The organism is Streptomyces sp. Ag109_O5-1, from assembly GCF_003814875.1.
In the GTDB taxonomy this organism is placed as follows: domain Bacteria; phylum Actinomycetota; class Actinomycetes; order Streptomycetales; family Streptomycetaceae; genus Streptomyces; species Streptomyces sasae.
Genome location: NZ_RKQF01000001.1, coordinates 8,668,740 through 8,685,616 on the forward strand (window position 1 = coordinate 8,668,740; position 16,877 = coordinate 8,685,616).

General features: G+C 71.4%; 13 protein-coding genes. 9 read left to right on the top strand and 4 right to left on the bottom strand.

Going from position 1 to position 16,877, the window contains the following annotated elements:
• Positions 1–86 precede the first annotated feature (86 nt).
• Both EDD90_RS39430 and EDD90_RS39435 read left to right on the top strand, forming a co-directional pair.
• Positions 87–857 carry a methyltransferase gene (locus tag EDD90_RS39430; RefSeq protein WP_123977880.1) on the top strand — a complete coding sequence of 257 codons (771 nt, stop codon included), beginning with the start codon at positions 87–89 and terminating at the stop codon, positions 855–857.
• Positions 858–1,134: 277 nt separating this feature from the next.
• Positions 1,135–1,524 carry a DUF3040 domain-containing protein gene (locus tag EDD90_RS39435; protein ID WP_123977881.1) on the top strand — a complete coding sequence of 130 codons (390 nt, stop codon included), beginning with the start codon at positions 1,135–1,137 and terminating at the stop codon, positions 1,522–1,524.
• 175 nt (positions 1,525–1,699) lie between these two features.
• Here EDD90_RS39435 and EDD90_RS39440 read toward each other — a convergent pair whose 3' ends face one another.
• The 4 genes from EDD90_RS39440 to EDD90_RS39455 all read right to left on the bottom strand — a co-directional run bounded on the left by EDD90_RS39440 (position 1,700) and on the right by EDD90_RS39455 (position 7,281).
• A complete protein-coding gene (locus EDD90_RS39440) occupies positions 1,700–4,084 on the bottom strand; it encodes a DUF3488 and transglutaminase-like domain-containing protein (RefSeq protein WP_123977882.1) in 2,385 nt (794 codons plus the stop codon).
• Complete coding sequence (locus EDD90_RS39445; protein WP_123977883.1) at positions 4,084–5,430, bottom strand: DUF58 domain-containing protein; 1,347 nt, start codon at positions 5,428–5,430, stop codon at positions 4,084–4,086. The genes EDD90_RS39440 and EDD90_RS39445 overlap by 1 nt, the downstream gene beginning before the upstream one ends.
• Complete coding sequence (locus EDD90_RS39450; protein WP_123977884.1) at positions 5,430–6,470, bottom strand: MoxR family ATPase; 1,041 nt, start codon at positions 6,468–6,470, stop codon at positions 5,430–5,432. The genes EDD90_RS39445 and EDD90_RS39450 overlap by 1 nt, the downstream gene beginning before the upstream one ends.
• Positions 6,471–6,732: 262 nt before the next feature.
• Complete coding sequence (locus EDD90_RS39455) at positions 6,733–7,281, bottom strand: carbonic anhydrase (protein ID WP_123977885.1); 549 nt, start codon at positions 7,279–7,281, stop codon at positions 6,733–6,735.
• 354 nt (positions 7,282–7,635) lie between these two features.
• On the opposite strand from EDD90_RS39455, the gene rsmH reads away from it, so the two are divergent.
• The 7 genes from rsmH (at position 7,636) to murD (ending at position 16,822) form a co-directional block, all read left to right on the top strand.
• Positions 7,636–8,592 carry a 16S rRNA (cytosine(1402)-N(4))-methyltransferase RsmH gene (gene rsmH, locus EDD90_RS39460; RefSeq protein WP_123977886.1) on the top strand — a complete coding sequence of 319 codons (957 nt, stop codon included), beginning with the start codon at positions 7,636–7,638 and terminating at the stop codon, positions 8,590–8,592.
• A 42-nt stretch (positions 8,593–8,634) separates the two neighbouring features.
• Positions 8,635–9,222 carry a septum formation initiator family protein gene (locus EDD90_RS39465; protein ID WP_123977887.1) on the top strand — a complete coding sequence of 196 codons (588 nt, stop codon included), beginning with the start codon at positions 8,635–8,637 and terminating at the stop codon, positions 9,220–9,222.
• 146 nt (positions 9,223–9,368) lie between these two features.
• Positions 9,369–11,213 carry a penicillin-binding protein 2 gene (locus tag EDD90_RS39470; RefSeq protein WP_398926921.1) on the top strand — a complete coding sequence of 615 codons (1,845 nt, stop codon included), beginning with the start codon at positions 9,369–9,371 and terminating at the stop codon, positions 11,211–11,213.
• A 42-nt stretch (positions 11,214–11,255) separates the two neighbouring features.
• On the top strand, positions 11,256–12,920 hold the full coding sequence (locus EDD90_RS39475; protein ID WP_185149393.1) for a UDP-N-acetylmuramoyl-L-alanyl-D-glutamate--2,6-diaminopimelate ligase: 1,665 nt from the start codon (positions 11,256–11,258) through the stop codon (positions 12,918–12,920).
• 4 nt (positions 12,921–12,924) lie between these two features.
• The gene (gene murF, locus EDD90_RS39480) at positions 12,925–14,352 is read left to right on the top strand and encodes a UDP-N-acetylmuramoyl-tripeptide--D-alanyl-D-alanine ligase (protein WP_123977890.1); all 1,428 of its coding nucleotides are present in this window, start codon (positions 12,925–12,927) and stop codon (positions 14,350–14,352) included.
• On the top strand, positions 14,352–15,422 hold the full coding sequence (gene mraY, locus EDD90_RS39485) for a phospho-N-acetylmuramoyl-pentapeptide-transferase (RefSeq protein WP_123982116.1): 1,071 nt from the start codon (positions 14,352–14,354) through the stop codon (positions 15,420–15,422). Before murF ends, mraY begins: the two co-directional genes overlap by 1 nt.
• A complete protein-coding gene (murD, locus tag EDD90_RS39490; RefSeq protein ID WP_123977891.1) occupies positions 15,404–16,822 on the top strand; it encodes a UDP-N-acetylmuramoyl-L-alanine--D-glutamate ligase in 1,419 nt (472 codons plus the stop codon). The genes mraY and murD overlap by 19 nt, the downstream gene beginning before the upstream one ends.
• The last annotated feature ends 55 nt before the right edge of the window (positions 16,823–16,877 follow it).

A 16,877-nucleotide genomic window follows, 5' to 3' on the forward strand; every position in this document is an offset into this window, starting at 1 on the left:
TTCCCGCCATCCGTACCCCGGGCCGGGGAGGCACCGAGTTCGCGCCGCCGGGCAACAGGCGGTGCCGCGCCGAGGAGTCAACTGCCGTGCCGGACCCCACTCGACCCCGCGCTTCTCTCCGTACCGCCGTGGTCTGGGAGGTCCTCCAGGACGCCCTCGACCGCAGGGTCAAGGCCACCGGCCGGGACATCCTCGACATCCTCGACACCGGCGGCGGCAGCGGCAACTTCGCCGTCCCCCTCGCCCGCCTCGGCCACCGCGTCACCGTCGTCGACCCCAGCCCCAACGCGCTGTTCGCACTGGAACGCCGTGCCGCCGAGGCCGGCGTCGCCGACCGGGTCAAGGGCGTCCAGGGCGACGTCCACGGCCTGTTCGACGTGGTCGAGCGCGGCGGCCACGACGTGGTGCTGTGCCACGGCGTCCTGGAGTACGTCGACGACCCGGCCGAGGGCGTGGCCAACGCGGTGGCCGCACTGCGCGCCGAAGGCGTCCTCAGCCTGCTCGCCGCCGGGCTCGGCGGGGCCGTGGTCGCGCGCGCCCTCGCCGGGCACTTCAAGGAGGCCAAGCAGGCCCTCGACGACCCCGACGGCCGCTGGGGCAGCGGCGACCCCGTGCCGCGCCGCTTCACCGCCGAGCAGCTCACCGGCCTGGTCGAGGGCGCGGGCCTCGCCGTCGCCGCCGTCCACGGCGTGCGGGTCTTCGCCGACCTGGTCCCCGGTGTCCTGGTGGACACCGAGCCAGGGGCCCTCGACGCCCTGCTCAAGCTGGAGGCCGCCGCGGCCGAGCTCCCGGCCTTCCGCGCCCTCGCCACCCAGCTCCATGTGCTCGGCGAGACACCGGGGGCGGCCGGAGTCTGAGAGGCTCCTGAGACGAGCCCGCTGATCAGCGGCTCGACAGCGGATGGAGTACGCCACAGGCCCCCCGATCGAGGGGTTTGCGCCGTATGATCGAGGGAGACCACCCGGCATGACGGGTCGGCCACTGGGGAATGGAAGCCTCAGCGAGCCGGCACTGCCATGGCGGGTTCCGGTTGGCCAATTGGCCTAGAGGGGCGGGTTTCACGGGGGCGATTCCCTGCCTATCCTGAAGGGACCCCCCGGGTCGCCCCGGCGACTGCACGATGAGGAGGACGCCGTGCCGCTCTCGGAGCACGAGCAGCGAATGCTTGAGCAGATGGAGCGAGCGCTGTACGCCGAAGACCCCAAGTTCGCGACAGCGCTTGAGGGGAACGGCCTGCGGACGTACACCCGGCGACGGGTCTACCAGGCGGCAGCCGGCTTCCTCGTGGGTATCGCGCTCCTCATCGCCGGAGTGGCCGCGCAGCAGATCTGGGTCAGCGTGGTGGGCTTCCTCGTCATGCTGGGCTGTGCGGTACTCGCCGTCACCGGCTGGCGCAAGGCTCCCAAGCCCGGCGAGCAGCCCGCCGCGGGCTCACAGGCCCGCCGTCAGAGCCGGCCGAAGCGCTCCATGATGGACCGCATCGAAGAGCGCTGGCAGCGCCGCCGCGACGAGCAGGGCCACTGACGGCTCCGCCGAACTGAGCGTGACTGAGGGGTGACCGCCACCGGCGGTCACCCCTCAGTCGTTGTCCGGCAGTCGACGTCCAGCCGGAGCCGTCGCCGAAGGCCGGTCGGTCATCGCGGGACGCCGTCGAGGCCGGCTGCCGCCGGGCCGGCCGGCCCGGCGGCAGCCCTGCCCGTCAGCCTCTCTGTCCCGACGGCCTGCTCAGGGCCGGCCGGGCCGCCGCCGCGCGTTCACGCAGCCGCGCCCACCGGGCCGACGCCGCCCACACCACGCGCACACTCGACCGGGGAGCGAACAGCGCCCTGAGCCGTGCGGGGACGCCGGCCGTGCCGTTCAGCGCGGCCCTCACCCGGCGGACATCGTCCGCGAGCCCCGCCGTCGGCCGCGGCCGCGGCGCGTACAGCACCTGTTCGACCGCGTCCGCCACCCGGTGCACCGAGGCCCCGGTGACCGGGTCGAGACGGCCGAGCCGGACGAGCCGGTCGGCCGTGCCACGCGGGGTCTGCGAGTCGTCCGGCAGGATGCCGAAGTCCCAGGCGGTGTCGATCAGTTCCTGCCAGATCGCCAGCGTGTGCGCCGCCACGCCTTCGGGGCTGCGGTCGTAGGCCCCGAGGCGCCTGGCCCGCGCCTGCTGCCGGTACAGCATCGGCGACAGCGGCACCGCCAGCACGGCGAGTCCGGCGAGCGCCCACAGGGCCAGCTGCCACCACGGCGGCCCGCCGTCGCCCTGCTGCACCGCGCTCGCCGCGGACGGGCTCGCGCAGGCGTCCAGCTTGCGCAGCTGGGCCGTGCAGCTCTGGCTCTCGGAGGCCGAGGCCGACGGCGCCGCCGAGGCGCCCTTGGAGGGCAGCACCTCGTCCGGCACGGACGAGCCCGGGGTGTCCGACACGGTGTACGACGGCGTCGTGCCCCGGGTCGGCGTCGGCTCGAAACGGGTCCAGCCCACGCCCTCGAAGTACAGCTCCGGCCAGGCGTGCGCGTCCTTCAGACCCACCGACACCGTGCCGTCCGCCTGCGGGGTGCCGGGGGCGAAGCCCACCGCGACCCGGGCCGGGATACCCAGCGTGCGGGCCATCGCCGCCATCGCGAAGGAGAAGTGCACACAGAAACCGCGCTTCTGCTTCAGGAAGTTCGCGATCGCGCCCTCGCCCCGGCCGACCTCCACCTGGGTGTCGTACTGGAAGCCGCCGGACACGGCGAAGTAGTCCTGGAGCTTGACCGCCTGCTCGTAGTGGCTGGCCGAGCCCGCGGTGATCGCCCTGGCCGTCTTCGCCACCACCGACGGCAGCGACGAGGGGACCTTGGTGTACTCCTTCTTCAGCGCCGCCGACGGCTCCGGCGCCGAGGCCAGCTGCTCCGGCGTGGGCTGCACGTCCAGGCTGGTGACCTGGTAGGTCTCACCGCGGGTGTTCTGACCGTGGTCGCCGACCAGAGTCATCCCGACCGGTTCGTAGCGCCAGGTGCCGGCGATCTTCACCCCGCTCGGCGGATACGGCATCGGCAGCCAGTCCTGGGCGTACCAGTCGGCGGCCGAGATCGTCGTTCTGATCGTCGTCCGCCTGACGTCACCGCCGAGGCCCGCCGGGGTCGGGAACGTGCCCGGCACATTGGTGATGTGCCGCTGGGCCGGCTTCCAGGTGGTGCCGTCGAAGTCGTCCAGGGAGACGATCCGCAGGTACATGTCGGAGACGTCGTCGGTGCTGGTCCGCAGCGACAGCACCTGGCGGTCCTCGTCCACGTTGAGGCTGTCCCGCAGCGACACCAGCGGATTGACCGCGGAGATCGTGCCGCCGCTCCCGTCGCCCACCCCCACACCGGTCCCGGTGGCGTCCAGCAGGCCACCCTGGATCGACGGCATGGCCAGCGGCACGAACAGGGCGACACCGAGCACGGCGGCACCGATCCGGCGCCCCGTGCGCACCGGGGCCACCGCACCGCTCTCCGGGCCGCCCGGGGTCCGCGAGACCCCGCCGAACACCCGGCCCCACTGCGAGAGCCGGTCCCGCCCCTCGGCGAGCAGCAGCATCAGATAGCCGGCCGCCGCCACCAGGAACCACAGCCAGTCGGCCGCCCCGTCGGACAGGCCCGCCGCCACCGAGTACAGCGCGAGCAGCGGCAGCCCGGCCGGGGCCGCGCTGCGGAAGGTCACCGCGAGGGTGTCCACGATCAGCCCGATGACCAGCACCCCGCCGATCACCATCAGCCGGATGCCGTCCGTCAGAGGCGCGGGTATCGCATACCGGCTGACGTCCTGTGAGCCCTGCTGGAGCAGGTCGGCGAGGTACCGGAAGGTGTCCGGGCCGGGGATCAGCCCGGCGATCGCGTGGCTCCGGGCGAAGACCAGGGTCAGCATCAGCAGCGTGGCCAGGGCCTGCGCGGCCACGGTCAGCGGCCGGGCCAGCGGCACCCGCCGGGTGGCCATCCCCACACCCGTCTGGATCGCCACCAGGAACACCGCCTGGAACAGCCAGGTCATCGGGGAGACCAGGGGCAGCAGGGCGCAGGACGCCATCAGCGTCGCCGCGGCCGCGGTGAGCGCCAGCCGCGCCCGTCCGCTCATCACCGTGCCTCCCCGCCCGCCGCGGCCACCGAGGTGCGCTCCCGGTCGGCCTGTCGCCACAGCTCCGTCATCGAGGCGCCGCGCGGCACGCCGACGGCCGTCCAGCCGGACTCGCGCAGCATCCGCAGCCGCTCCTCGTGCGCGTTGCCGGGCGCGGGCACGTCGGTGGGCTCCCGCACCCAGGTGTCCGGGTCCAGCACGAACGCGACGGCACCGCCGCTGCGCTGGCGCATCTTCGCGGCCACCGCCGCCTGTTCCTCGTCGAGGTCGCCCAGGAAGGCCACCAGCAGCCCCTCGTTGCCGCCGCGCAGCAGGTCGTACGCCCGGGACAGGCCGGTGCCGTCCGAGTGGTCGATCACGGCCAGGGTGTCCATCATCAGCCCGGCCGCGTCCGCCGACTCCTGGCCAGAGCCCGCGAAACCGTCCGAGCCCTCGCCGGGCACCGAGCTGCCGGTGTCCGTCAACAGCCGCACCGAGAAGCCGCGTTCGAGCATATGGACCAGGACCGAGGCGGTGCCGGAGACCGCCCATTCGAACGCCGAGTCCGGGCCCGCGCCCTCGTAGGCGAGGCCCCGGGTGTCAAGCAGCACCGTGCAGCGGGCGCGCTGCGGCTGTTCCTCACGGCGCACCATCAGCTCGCCGTAGCGGGCGGTGGAGCGCCAGTGCACCCGGCGCAGGTCGTCGCCGTAGCGGTAGCCGCGCGGGATCACGTCGTCCTCGCCGGCCAGGGCCAGCGAGCGCTGCCGCCCGTCGCCGTACCCCTTGGCCTCGCCGCTGAGCCGGATCGGCGGCAGCGGCTCCACCTTCGGGATGACGGTCAGGGTGTCGAACGTCGAGAAGGAGCGGGTCAGTTCGCACATCCCGAACGGGTCGGTCAGGCGCAGCTGCAGCGGGCCCAGCGGATAGCGGCCGCGCAGGTCCGAGCGGACCCGGTAGGACACCTCGCGGCGGCCGCCCGGCTCCACCCGGTCCAGGACGAACCGGGGACGCGGACCGAGGACGTACGGCACCCGGTCCTGGAGCATCAGCAGGCCGGTGGGCAGCCGCGAGACGTTGTCCATCCGCAGATGGACCCGGGCCTCGCTGCCGGCCGGCACCCGCGACGGGGAGAGCCGGCGGCTGCCTGCCACCCGGTAGCGGGTGCGGTAGAGGACGGTCGCGCAGATCAGCGGCAGCACGGCGAGCAGCAGCCCGACCCGGCGCAGATCCGCCTGGCCGAGGATGTACGCGCAGATCACCGCCGCGATCCCGGCCGCCAGGAAGGAGCGGCCCCGGGTGGTCAGCCCGGCGAGCGCGGTGCGGACGCCTCCCGACTCCTCGCGGTCGGCCTCCGCCGGGGCGCCCATCACAGACCCCGCGGGGGCTGCTGGGGATAGGACGGCACACCCCGGCCCAGGCCGCCGTAGCCCGCCTGCTGCTGGGGGGCCGCGGGCACCGGGACGCGCTGCAGGATCTCCTGGACGACCTGCTCCGAGGTGCGCCGGTTGAGCTGGGCCTGGGCGGTGGGCAGCAGCCGGTGTGCCAGGACCGCGACGGCGAGTGCCTGCACGTCGTCCGGCAGTGCGTACTCCCGGCCGCTCAGAGCGGCGGACGCCTTCGCCGCGCGCAGCAGATGCAGCGTCGCGCGCGGGGAGGCGCCGAGTCTGAGGTCGGGGTGGGTGCGGGTGGCGGCGACCAGGTCCACCGCGTACCGGCGGACCGGTTCGGCGACATGGACACCCCGCACGGCCTCCACCAGCTTCACGATGTCGTGCGCGTGCGCCACCGGCTGGAGGTCGTCCAGGGGGTTGACCGCGCCGTGGATGTCGAGCATCTGCAACTCGGCCTCCACACTGGGGTAGCCGACCGAGACCCGGGCCATGAAGCGGTCGCGCTGGGCCTCGGGCAGCGGGTAGGTGCCCTCCATCTCGACCGGGTTCTGGGTGGCCACCACCATGAACGGGCTGGGCAGTTCATAGGTCTGCCCGTCGATCGTGACCTGTCGCTCCTCCATCGACTCCAGCAGCGCGGACTGGGTCTTGGGCGAGGCGCGGTTGATCTCGTCGCCGATCACGATCTGGGCGAAGATGGCGCCCGGTTTGAACTCGAAGTCCCGGCGCTGCTGGTCCCAGATGGACACACCCGTGATGTCCGACGGCAGCAGGTCGGGTGTGAACTGGATGCGTCGCACAGTGCAGTCGATAGACTTCGCCAGCGCCTTCGCCAGCATCGTCTTGCCCACGCCAGGGACGTCCTCGATCAGAAGATGTCCCTCGGCGAGCAGTACGGTCAGCGAAAGCCGTACGACCTCGGGCTTGCCCTCGATCACACCCTCCACCGAACTGCGGACCCGCTCCACAGTGGCGGTCAGATCAGTAAGGCTCGCTCGATCGTCATAGGTCGTCACCCGGCCCTCCTCGGCCCGTTATTGCCCGGGCCGGCGCTTCGTCTCGCATAACCGGCCCACCCCGAAACACGGACACCGCGCGTGAATAGTTCCGCGCGACGTCCCACACCGCATTCTTGCTGCCGTTACCGTTTCGTGTCACTCGCCTGTGGACAACTGCCCGCACTATGTCGGTCTTACGGGCTTTCGACCGTCTATTCGACAGCGTCCCGACAGGGCACGGCGGCGGTTTTCGGGGTGAGCGGCTCGCCGGGGAGCGTGCTCAGGCCGGGTCGACCTCGCGCAGCAGACCGCTGCGGACGTCGAAGACGAAGCCCCGTACGTCGTCCGTGTGGAGCAGGAACGGCGAGGTGCGCACCCGCTGCATCGACTGCCGTACGTCCTGGTCGACGTCCCGGAACGACTCCACTGCCCAGGCGGGGCGCTGGCCGACCTCCATCTCCAGCTCGGTGCGGAAGTCCTCGGTGAGGGCCTCCAGGCCGCAGCCGGTGTGGTGGATCAGGACGATGCTGCGGGTGCCGAGCTTGCGCTGGCTGATGGTGAGGGAGCGGATCACGTCGTCGGTGACCACACCGCCGGCGTTGCGGATGGTGTGGCAGTCGCCGAGCTGCAGGCCGAGCGCCTTGTGCAGGTCGAGGCGGGCGTCCATACAGGCGACCACGGCCACGTGCAACACGGGCCGGGCGTCCATGCCGGGGTCGGTGAAGGCGTCGGCGTAGGTCCGGTTGGCGTCGACCAGGCGGTCCGTCACGGTGTCGCCGGTGATTATGGCGCCTTCGGATCCAGTGGGAGCTGCTGCGGAAGTCGTCATACTCACGACGTTACTGGTCACGGGTGTTCATGGCCTCCTGTGAGAGGGGACAAAGAACGTCATCGTGGCTTGTTGTGAGCTAACCCACACGGAGGGCAAACCAGGGCTGTACGGGTGATTCCTTTCCAATTACGTCCCCCGTCGCGATGCCGTACGCGACGCGCAGGCCGGTTGATTGACCGGGCGACACGGTGGACTAAAGTGACGCGAAGCGGGAGGCGAGGCTCTCCCCGCTGGTGAAATCCCCTGGAGACCCCGGCATCGCGCCCGGTCCGTCTTCCCACGTGCGCGGTGCGCGTACCGAGCGGGCGGGGACCCGGCGGTGCGTCCCCGTGCCGGAACTGAGAGGCCCCCTTGAGCCAGAGTCGACACGTCCCGGTGATGCTCCAGCGGTGCCTGGATCTGCTGGCGCCCGCCCTGGAGACGCCGGGGAGCGTGGTCGTCGACTGCACCCTCGGTCTCGGCGGCCACAGCGAGGCGCTGCTGACCCGCTTCCCCGAGGCCCGCCTGGTCGCCCTGGACCGCGACAAGGAGGCCCTGCGCCTGTCCGGCGAACGGCTCGCCCGCTTCGGCGACCGCGCCACCCTGGTGCACGCCGTCTACGACGAACTTCCCGACGTGCTCGAACGCCTCGGCATCGCGCGCGTGCAGGGCGTGTTGTTCGACCTCGGGGTCTCCTCCATGCAGCTCGACGAGGCCGGCCGCGGCTTCGCCTACGCCCAGGACGCGCCCCTGGACATGCGCATGGACCAGACGACCGGCATCAGCGCCGCCGAGGTCCTCAACACCTACCCGGCCGGAGAACTCGTCCGCATCCTGTACGCGTACGGCGAGGAGAAGCAGGCCAAGCGGATCGTCTCGGCGATCGTGCGGGAGCGCGACAAGGAGCCGTTCAGCAACAGCGCCCGGCTCGTCGAGCTGATCCGGGACTCGCTGCCGCAGGCCGCCAAGCGCACCGGCGGCAACCCGGCCAAGCGCACCTTCCAGGCCCTGCGTATCGAGGTCAACGGCGAACTCTCCGTCCTGGAAAGGGCGATCCCGGCCGCCGTGCAGGCCCTCGCCGTCGGCGGACGCATCGCCGTACTGTCGTACCACTCGCTCGAAGACCGTCTGGTCAAGCAGGTGTTCGCGGCCGGTGCCGCCACCACCGCGCCGCCCGGGCTGCCGGTCGTGCCCGAGCAGTACCAGCCCCGGCTCAAGCTGCTCACGCGCGGTGCCGAACTTCCCACCGAGGAAGAGGTCGCCGAGAACCGCCGGGCGGCGCCCGCGCGTCTTCGCGGAGCCCAGCGGATCAGGGAGTCCATTGAATGAGCCGTGTGAGCGAGGGGACGCAGGGGACCCACCGGAGGACACGTGAGTAGGAAACCCGAGCTGAAGGGACGGGCCGCCCGGCTCGCGCGGCTCATCCCGGCCGGCCGTGGCAGCCAGGCCGCCCGTACCCCGTTCGTCCTGCTCGTCGTCCTGCTCCTCGGCGGCGGCCTGATCGGCCTGCTGGTGCTGAACTCCGCGCTCAGCGAGGGCTCGTTCAGACTCGACGACCTGCAGAAGCAGACCAAGAACCTCACCGACGAGGAGCAGGCGCTGCAGCGGGACATCGACGCCTACTCCGCCCCCGACGCCCTCCAGCGCCGGGCCCGCGAGCTCGGCATGGTCCCCGGCGGCGACCCGGCCTTCCTCGGCCCCGACGGCACGGTGAAGGGCGTCCCAGGCCCGGCCGCCCTCCGGCTGACCTCGGCGCCGCTCGCTCCCGAGGTCCTCGGCGCGTCCTCGGCCGCCGTACCGGTGCCGACCCCGACAGCCGCCACCCCTGCGCCGGTGCCGACCCCCGCACCCACCAGCCCCGCGCCGGTGACGACCCCGACCCCGACCCCGGCTCCGCCCCTGGCCTCGACGCCGGCTCCCACGCCCGTGAGGACCCCGACCACGACCCCCGGCAGGTGACGGAAGTGCCAGACGCCTCTGGACAAAGGCAGCCGCCGCGCCGCCGCGTGCCCGGTCCCGCCAGGCCGCCCCGCCCCCGGGACCCCAGGGGCGCCGTCCGGCGCGGTCCCGGCCCCGGTGCACGTCCGGTCCGCCGCCCGAGCACCGTGCGCCCCCCGGCCGGTGCCCCGCTGCGGCTCGGCAGCCCCCGTCCCCGGCTGCGCATGGTCGGTCTCGCCCTGACCGTGGTGATGCTCGTCTTCGTCGGCCGGCTGCTCCAGGTCCAGGCCGTCGACGCCAGCGCGTACGCCGCGAAGGCCGAGCTGAACCGGTACGTCGTGCACACCCTGGCCGCCGAGCGCGGCGGGATCACGGACCGCAACGGCGTGGCGCTGGCCATCAGCGAGGACGCGTACGACATCACCGCCGACCCCACCATGTTCACCAGCAAGCAGCTCAAGGTGGGCGACGGCCCCGAGCAGGCCGCCGCGCTGCTCGCCCCGATCCTCGGCAAGGACCAGGCCACCCTCGTCAAGCTGCTGCGGCCGAAGAACAAGGACCTGCGCTACGTCCGGCTGGCCACCCGGCAGACCCCGCAGGTCTGGAAGCAGATCAAGGACCTGAAGGCCGCGCTGATCAACAAGGCCGCGGCCGACGGCACCACCGTCAATGTGCTCGCCGGTGTCTTCGCCGACCCCAGCAGCCAGCGCGTGTACCCGAACGGCGACCTGGCCGCCGGGATACTGGGCTGGGTGAACGCCGAAGGCAAGGGCGGCGGCGGGATCGAGCAGATGCTCGACAAGCAGCTGACGGGCAAGGACGGCAAGATCCGCTACGCCCAGTCCGGCGGCCGTGAGGTGCCCACCGCGGGCTCCACCGAGACCCCGGCCGTGCCCGGGTCCGACGTCGAGCTCACCATCGACCGCGACATCCAGTGGGCCGCGCAGAACGCCATCACCGAGCAGGTCAAGAAGTCCAAGGCCGACCGCGGTTACGTGGTGGTCCAGGACACCAGGACCGGGCAGATCCTGGCGATGGCCAACTCGCCGGGCTTCGACCCGAACGACCTGTCGACGGCCGACTCCGCCGACATGGGCAACGCGGCCCTCCAGGACGCCTACGAGCCCGGATCCACCGCCAAGGTCATGTCGATGGCGGCCGTGCTGCAGGAGAACGTCGCCACTCCGCTCACACGCGTGGTGGTGCCCAACCGGCTGCACCGCGGCGACCGGTCCTTCAAGGACGACGTCGACCACGACACCTGGTACCTCACGCTCAACGGCGTGCTCGCCAAGTCCAGCAACATCGGCACCATCCTCGCCGCCGGCCAGCTCGGCAAGACCCAGGAACAGACCAACCAGATCCTCTACTCGTATCTGCGCAAGTTCGGCATCGGCAGCTACACCGGGCTCGGCTTCCCCGGCGAGACCCGGGGCATCCTGGCCGCCCCGGGCAAGTGGTCGACGTCGCAGCAGTACACGATCCCTTTCGGCCAGGGCTTCTCCATCAACGCCATGCAGGCGGCCTCCGTCTACTCGACGATCGCCAACGGCGGAGTCCGCGTCGATCCCACCCTGGTACGCGGCACCAAGGGCGCCGACGGCCGTTTCACCCCGGCCGCGCAGCCCAGGAAAACCCGTGTGGTCAGCGAGAAGACGGCCAAGACCCTCGCGGAGATGCTGGAGTCCGTCGTGGACGACGAGCAGGGCACCGGCGCCAAGGCGGCCATCCCCGGCTACAACGTGGCCGGCAAGACGGGTACCGCCAACCGAGTGGATCCGGCCACCGGCAGGTACCGCGGCTACACCTCGTCGTTCGCCGGGTTCGCGCCCGCGGACAACCCCCGCATCACCGTCTACTGCGCCATCCAGAACGCCACCTCCGGAAGCTACTTCGGCGGCCAGATCTGCGGCCCCATCTACAAGCAGGTGATGGAGTTCGCCCTCAAGACCCTCCAGATCCCCCCGACCGGCGCCAAGGCGGCGAACCTGCCCGTCGACTACAAGCCCTGATCGGCGCCGCAGCGCTTCGCACAGACCACCAGGAACGAGCTCGTGACAACGATCACCCCCGATCCCGGGAACCATGGGACGCCGCGCCCCTCGCTTCGCTCCGGAGCGGGTGCGCCCGGTACGCTCACCGCCGTGCCACACGCTGATCAGTCCCAAACCACTCAGAAGGGCGCTTCCGTGACATATCCGGGGCCGCCCAGGCCGGTTCAGATCTCCGCAACACCCCTCGCGGAGCTCGCCGATCAGCTGGGTGCCGCCGAGCCGGATACCGCGCAGAACGCAGCCGAGGTCACGGGCATCACCCATGACTCACGCGCGGTCCGCCCCGGCGACCTGTACGCCGCTCTGCCGGGTGCCCGGCTGCACGGCGCCGACTTCGTCACGCAGGCCGCCGGCCTTGGCGCGGTCGCCGTGCTGACCGACCCGACGGGCGCCGAGCGCGCCGCCGCGACCGGCCTGCCGGTCCTGGTCGTCGACGACCCGCGCGCGCGGATGGGCGAACTCGCGGCCACCATCTACGGCCGCCCGGGCAGCGACCTGCTCCAGATCGGCATCACCGGCACCTCGGGCAAGACCACCACGGCCTACCTGGTCGAGGGCGGTCTGAAGTCGACCCGCAACACCGGACTGATCGGCACCGTGGAGATGCGCATCGGCGACGAGCGCATCAAGTCCGAGCGCACCACCCCCGAGGCCACCGACCTCCAGGCCCTGTTCGCCGTCATGCGCGAGCGCGGCGTCGAGGCGGTCGCCATGGAGGTCTCCAGCCACGCCCTGGTCCTCGGCCGGGTCGACGGCTGTGTCTTCGACATCGCCGTCTTCACCAACCTGAGCCCGGAACACATGGAGTTCCACTCCGACATGGAGGACTACTACCGGGCCAAGGCACAGCTGTTCACCCCGGAACGCAGCAGACGGGGTGTGGTCAACGTCGACGACGAGTACGGCCGCAGGCTCGCCCAGGAGGCCTCCGTCCCGGTCGTCACCTACTCCGCCGAGGGCCACCCGGACGCCGACTGGCGCGCCGCGGACGTCCATATCGGCCCCATGGACTCGACGTTCACCGTCGTCGGGCCCGAGGGCGTCCGGATCGTCGCAAAGTCGCCGCTGCCGGGCCCCTTCAACGTGGCGAACACCCTCGCCGCGATCGTCGCCCTCGCCGCCGCCGGCCTCGACCCGCAGACCGCCGCCGACGGTGTCGCCGCCGTCCCGGGCGTCCCGGGCCGGCTGGAGCGCGTGGACGCCGGGCAGCCCTACCTCGCGGTCGTCGACTACGCCCACAAGACGGACGCCGTCGAGTCGGTCCTCAAGGCCCTGCGCAAGGTCACCAAGGGCCGGCTGCTCATCGTCCTCGGCTGCGGCGGCGACCGCGACCGGACCAAGCGGGCCCCGATGGGCGCCGCCGCGGCCCGGCTCGCCGACACGGCCGTACTCACCTCCGACAACCCCCGCTCCGAGGACCCCCTCGCCATCCTCGCGACCATGCTCGAAGGCGCGGCCTCGGTGCCCGCCCACGAGCGCGGCGAGGTGCTCCTCTTCGAGGACCGGGCCGCCGCGATCGCCGCCGCCGTCGCCCGCGCGCACCCCGGCGACACCGTGCTGGTCGCGGGCAAGGGACACGAACAGGGCCAGGACATCGCCGGCGTGGTCCGTCCCTTCGACGACCGCCAGGTGCTTCGCGAAGCTATCCAGAAGACCCAGGGATGAACTTGTGATCGCCCTCTCTCTCGCCGAGATCGCAGAAGTCGTCGGCGGGCAGACACACGACATACCGGATCCGTCCGTCCAGGTCACCGGCGAAGTCGTCCGGGACTCCCGCGAGGCGGGGCCGGGCAGCCTGTTCGCCGCCTTCGTGGGCGAACGCGTGGACGGCCACGACTACGCCGCCCAGGTCGTCGAGCAGGGCGCGGTCGCCGTACTGGCGTCGCGCCCCGTCGGCGTGCCCGCGATCGTCGTGGACGACGTCCAGCGGGCCCTCGGCGCGCTCGCCCGCCATGTCGTACGACGGCTCGGCGCGACCCTGGTGGCCCTCACCGGCTCGGCCGGCAAGACCAGCACCAAGGACCTCATCGCGCAGGTGCTGCGGACCAAGGCGCCGACCGTGTTCACGCCCGGCTCGCTCAACAACGAGATCGGGCTGCCGCTGACCGCCCTGTCCGCCACCGAGGAGACGAAGTTCCTGGTGCTGGAGATGGGCGCGCGCGGCATCGGCCACATCCGCTACCTCACGGATCTGACGCCCCCGAGGATCGGCCTGGTCCTCAACGTCGGCACCGCCCACATCGGCGAGTTCGGCGGCCGTGAGCAGATCGCCCAGGCGAAGGGCGAGTTGGTGGAGGCGCTGCCCGCCGCCGAGGACGGCGGTACCGCGATCCTCAACGCCGACGACCCGTTGGTCCGGGCCATGGCCACCCGTACCAAGGCGAAGGTGATCCTTTTCGGAGAGTCGGCCGAAGCGGACGTACGGGCCGAGAACGTACGACTCACGGACACGGGACAGCCCGCGTTCAGCCTTCACACACCCTCCGGTGCAAGCGATGTGACCATGCGCCTGTACGGTGAGCACCACGTGTCGAACGCGCTCGCCGCGGCCGCCGTCGCCCATGAGCTGGGCATGTCCGCGGAAGAGATCGCCACCGCGCTCTCCGAGGCGGGCTCCCTCTCCCGCTGGCGTATGGAGGTCACCGAGCGCCCGGACGGCGTGACCATCGTCAACGACGCCTACAACGCCAACCCCGAGTCCATGCGGGCCGCACTGCGCGCGCTCGCGGCCATGGGCACAGCCTCACAGGCAAAGGGGGGACGCACGTGGGCGGTGCTCGGCAAGATGGCCGAGCTCGGGGACGAGGCGCTCGCCGAGCACGACGCGGTCGGACGGCTCGCCGTCCGGCTCAATGTCGGCAAGCTCGTCGCCGTCGGGGGAGTGGAAGCCTCCTGGCTGCAACTGGGCGCATATAACGAGGGTTCGTGGGGTGAGGAGTCGGTGCACGTGTCCGACGCACAGGCGGCGGTCGACCTGTTGCGCAGCGAGTTGCGCCCGGGGGATGTCGTCCTCGTGAAGGCGTCACGTTCGGTGGGGCTGGAGAGCGTTGCGCAGGCGCTCCTGGAGTCCGGCTCCGAGGGTGGTGATGCCCGATGATGAAGCAGATCCTCTTCTCGGGTGTCATCGGTCTCTTCCTGACGCTGATCGGCACCCCGCTGCTGATCAAGCTCCTCGCACGCAAGGGCTACGGCCAGTACATCCGTGACGACGGCCCGCGTGAGCACGCCAGCAAGCGCGGTACGCCGACGATGGGCGGTATCGCCTTCATCCTGTCGACGGTCGCCGCCTACTTCCTCTCCAAGGTGATCACCGGTTACACCCCGACCTACTCGGGTGTGCTGGTGCTCGGCCTGATGTGCGGGATGGGTCTGGTCGGCTTCCTGGACGACTACATCAAGATCGTCAAGCGGCGTTCGCTGGGTCTGCGGGCCAAGGCGAAGATGGCCGGCCAGCTGATCGTCGGTATCGCCTTCGCGGTGCTGTCGCTGATGTTCGCCGACGCCCGCGGCAACACCCCGGCCTCCACCAAGCTGTCCTTCATCACGGACTTCGGCTGGTCGATCGGCCCGGTGCTGTTCGTGGTCTGGGCGCTGTTCATGATTCTCGCGATGTCCAACGGCGTGAACCTGACGGACGGTCTGGACGGCCTCGCCACCGGCGCCTCCGTGCTCGTCTTCGGCGCCTACACGTTCATCGGCGTCTGGCAGTTCCAGGAGTCCTGCGCCAACGCGGTCACCCTGACCAACCCCAACGCCTGCTACGAGGTGCGCGATCCGCTGGACCTCGCGGTCATCGCCTCCGCGCTGATGGGTTCCTGCCTCGGCTTCCTGTGGTGGAACACCTCGCCGGCCAAGATCTTCATGGGTGACACCGGTTCGCTCGCGCTCGGCGGTGTCCTCACGGGCCTGGCGATCCTCTCCCGCACCGAACTGCTCGTCGCCATCATGGGCGGTCTGTTCGTCCTCATCACCATGTCGGTCGTCATCCAGGTCGGCTCCTTCCGGCTCACCGGCAAGCGTGTCTTCCGGATGGCACCGCTCCAGCACCACTTCGAACTCAAGGGCTGGTCCGAGGTACTTGTGGTGGTCCGCTTCTGGATCATCCAGGGCATCTGTGTGATTGTCGGACTTGGGCTCTTCTATGCAGGATGGGCAGCGGACAAGTGACCGACTGGCAGGGCAAGCACGTCACCGTCGCCGGGCTCGGCGTCTCGGGTGTCCCGGCGGCCAAGGTGCTGCACGCGCGGGGCGCGGTCGTCACGGTCGTCAACGACGGCGACGACGCACGCGCGCGTGAGCAGGCCGCCGAGCTGGAGGCGCTGGGCGTCACGGTACGGCTCGGTGACGGTGCGACCCTGCCGGAGGGCACCGAGCTGATCGTCACCGCGCCCGGCTGGAAGCCGGACAAGCCGCTGTTCGCGGCGGCCCGCGCGGCCGGCATCGAGATCTGGGGCGATGTCGAGCTGGCCTGGCGGCTGCGGGGACCCGACGCGGCTCCCTGGCTGGCCGTCACCGGCACCAACGGCAAGACCACCACCGTCCAGATGCTGGCATCGATCCTGAAGGCGGCGGGCCTGCGTACGGCCGCCGTCGGCAACATCGGCGTCTCCCTGCTCGACGCGGTCCTCGGGGACGAGGAGTACGACGTCCTGGCCGTGGAGCTGTCGAGCTACCAGCTGCACTGGGCGCCCTCGCTGCGCGCCCACTCGGCGGCCGTGCTGAACCTCGCCCCGGACCACCTCGACTGGCACGGCTCCATGGAGGCGTACGCCAAGGACAAGGGCCGTATCTACGAGGGCAACCGGGTCGCCTGCGTCTACAACGTCGCCGACAAGCTCACCGAGGACCTGGTCCGTGAGGCCGACGTCGAGGAGGGCTGCCGGGCGATCGGCTTCACCCTGGGCACCCCGGGCCCGTCCCAACTCGGCGTCGTGGACGGCATCCTGGTCGACCGCGCCTTCGTCGAGAACCGGCACAAGAACGCCCAGGAGCTGGCCGAGGTCTCCGACGTCAACCCGCCGGCCCCGCACAACATCGCCAACGCCCTCGCCGCGGCGGCCCTCGCGCGCGCCTTCGGGGTGCCGCCCACGGCCGTACGGGACGGGCTGCGGAACTTCCGCCCGGACGCCCACCGCATCGCGCATGTCGCCGATGTGGACGGCGTGGCCTACGTCGACGACTCCAAGGCCACCAACACCCACGCGGCGGAAGCCTCGTTGGCGTCATATGAGTCGATTGTATGGATTGCGGGCGGTCTGGCTAAGGGGGCGACCTTCGACGAGCTGGTCGCCAGGTCGGCAAGGCGACTTCGGGGTGTGGTGCTGATCGGTGCCGATCGCGCTCTCATCCGGGACGCCCTCGCGCGACACGCGCCGGAAGTACCCGTCGTCGACCTCGACCGGACCGACACTGGGGCGATGCTCGCGGCGGTCCAGGAGGCGCGACGGCTCGCCGTCGCCGGAGACACGGTGCTGTTGGCACCCGCCTGTGCCTCCATGGACATGTTCGCCAACTACAACAAGCGCGGTGACGCGTTCGCCCAGGCTGTTCGCGAACTCGGAGCCTGACCCGGCCGCCTGCCGGGCGACCTTGGGAGGGACGCGTGGGACGGTCGACGTTCAG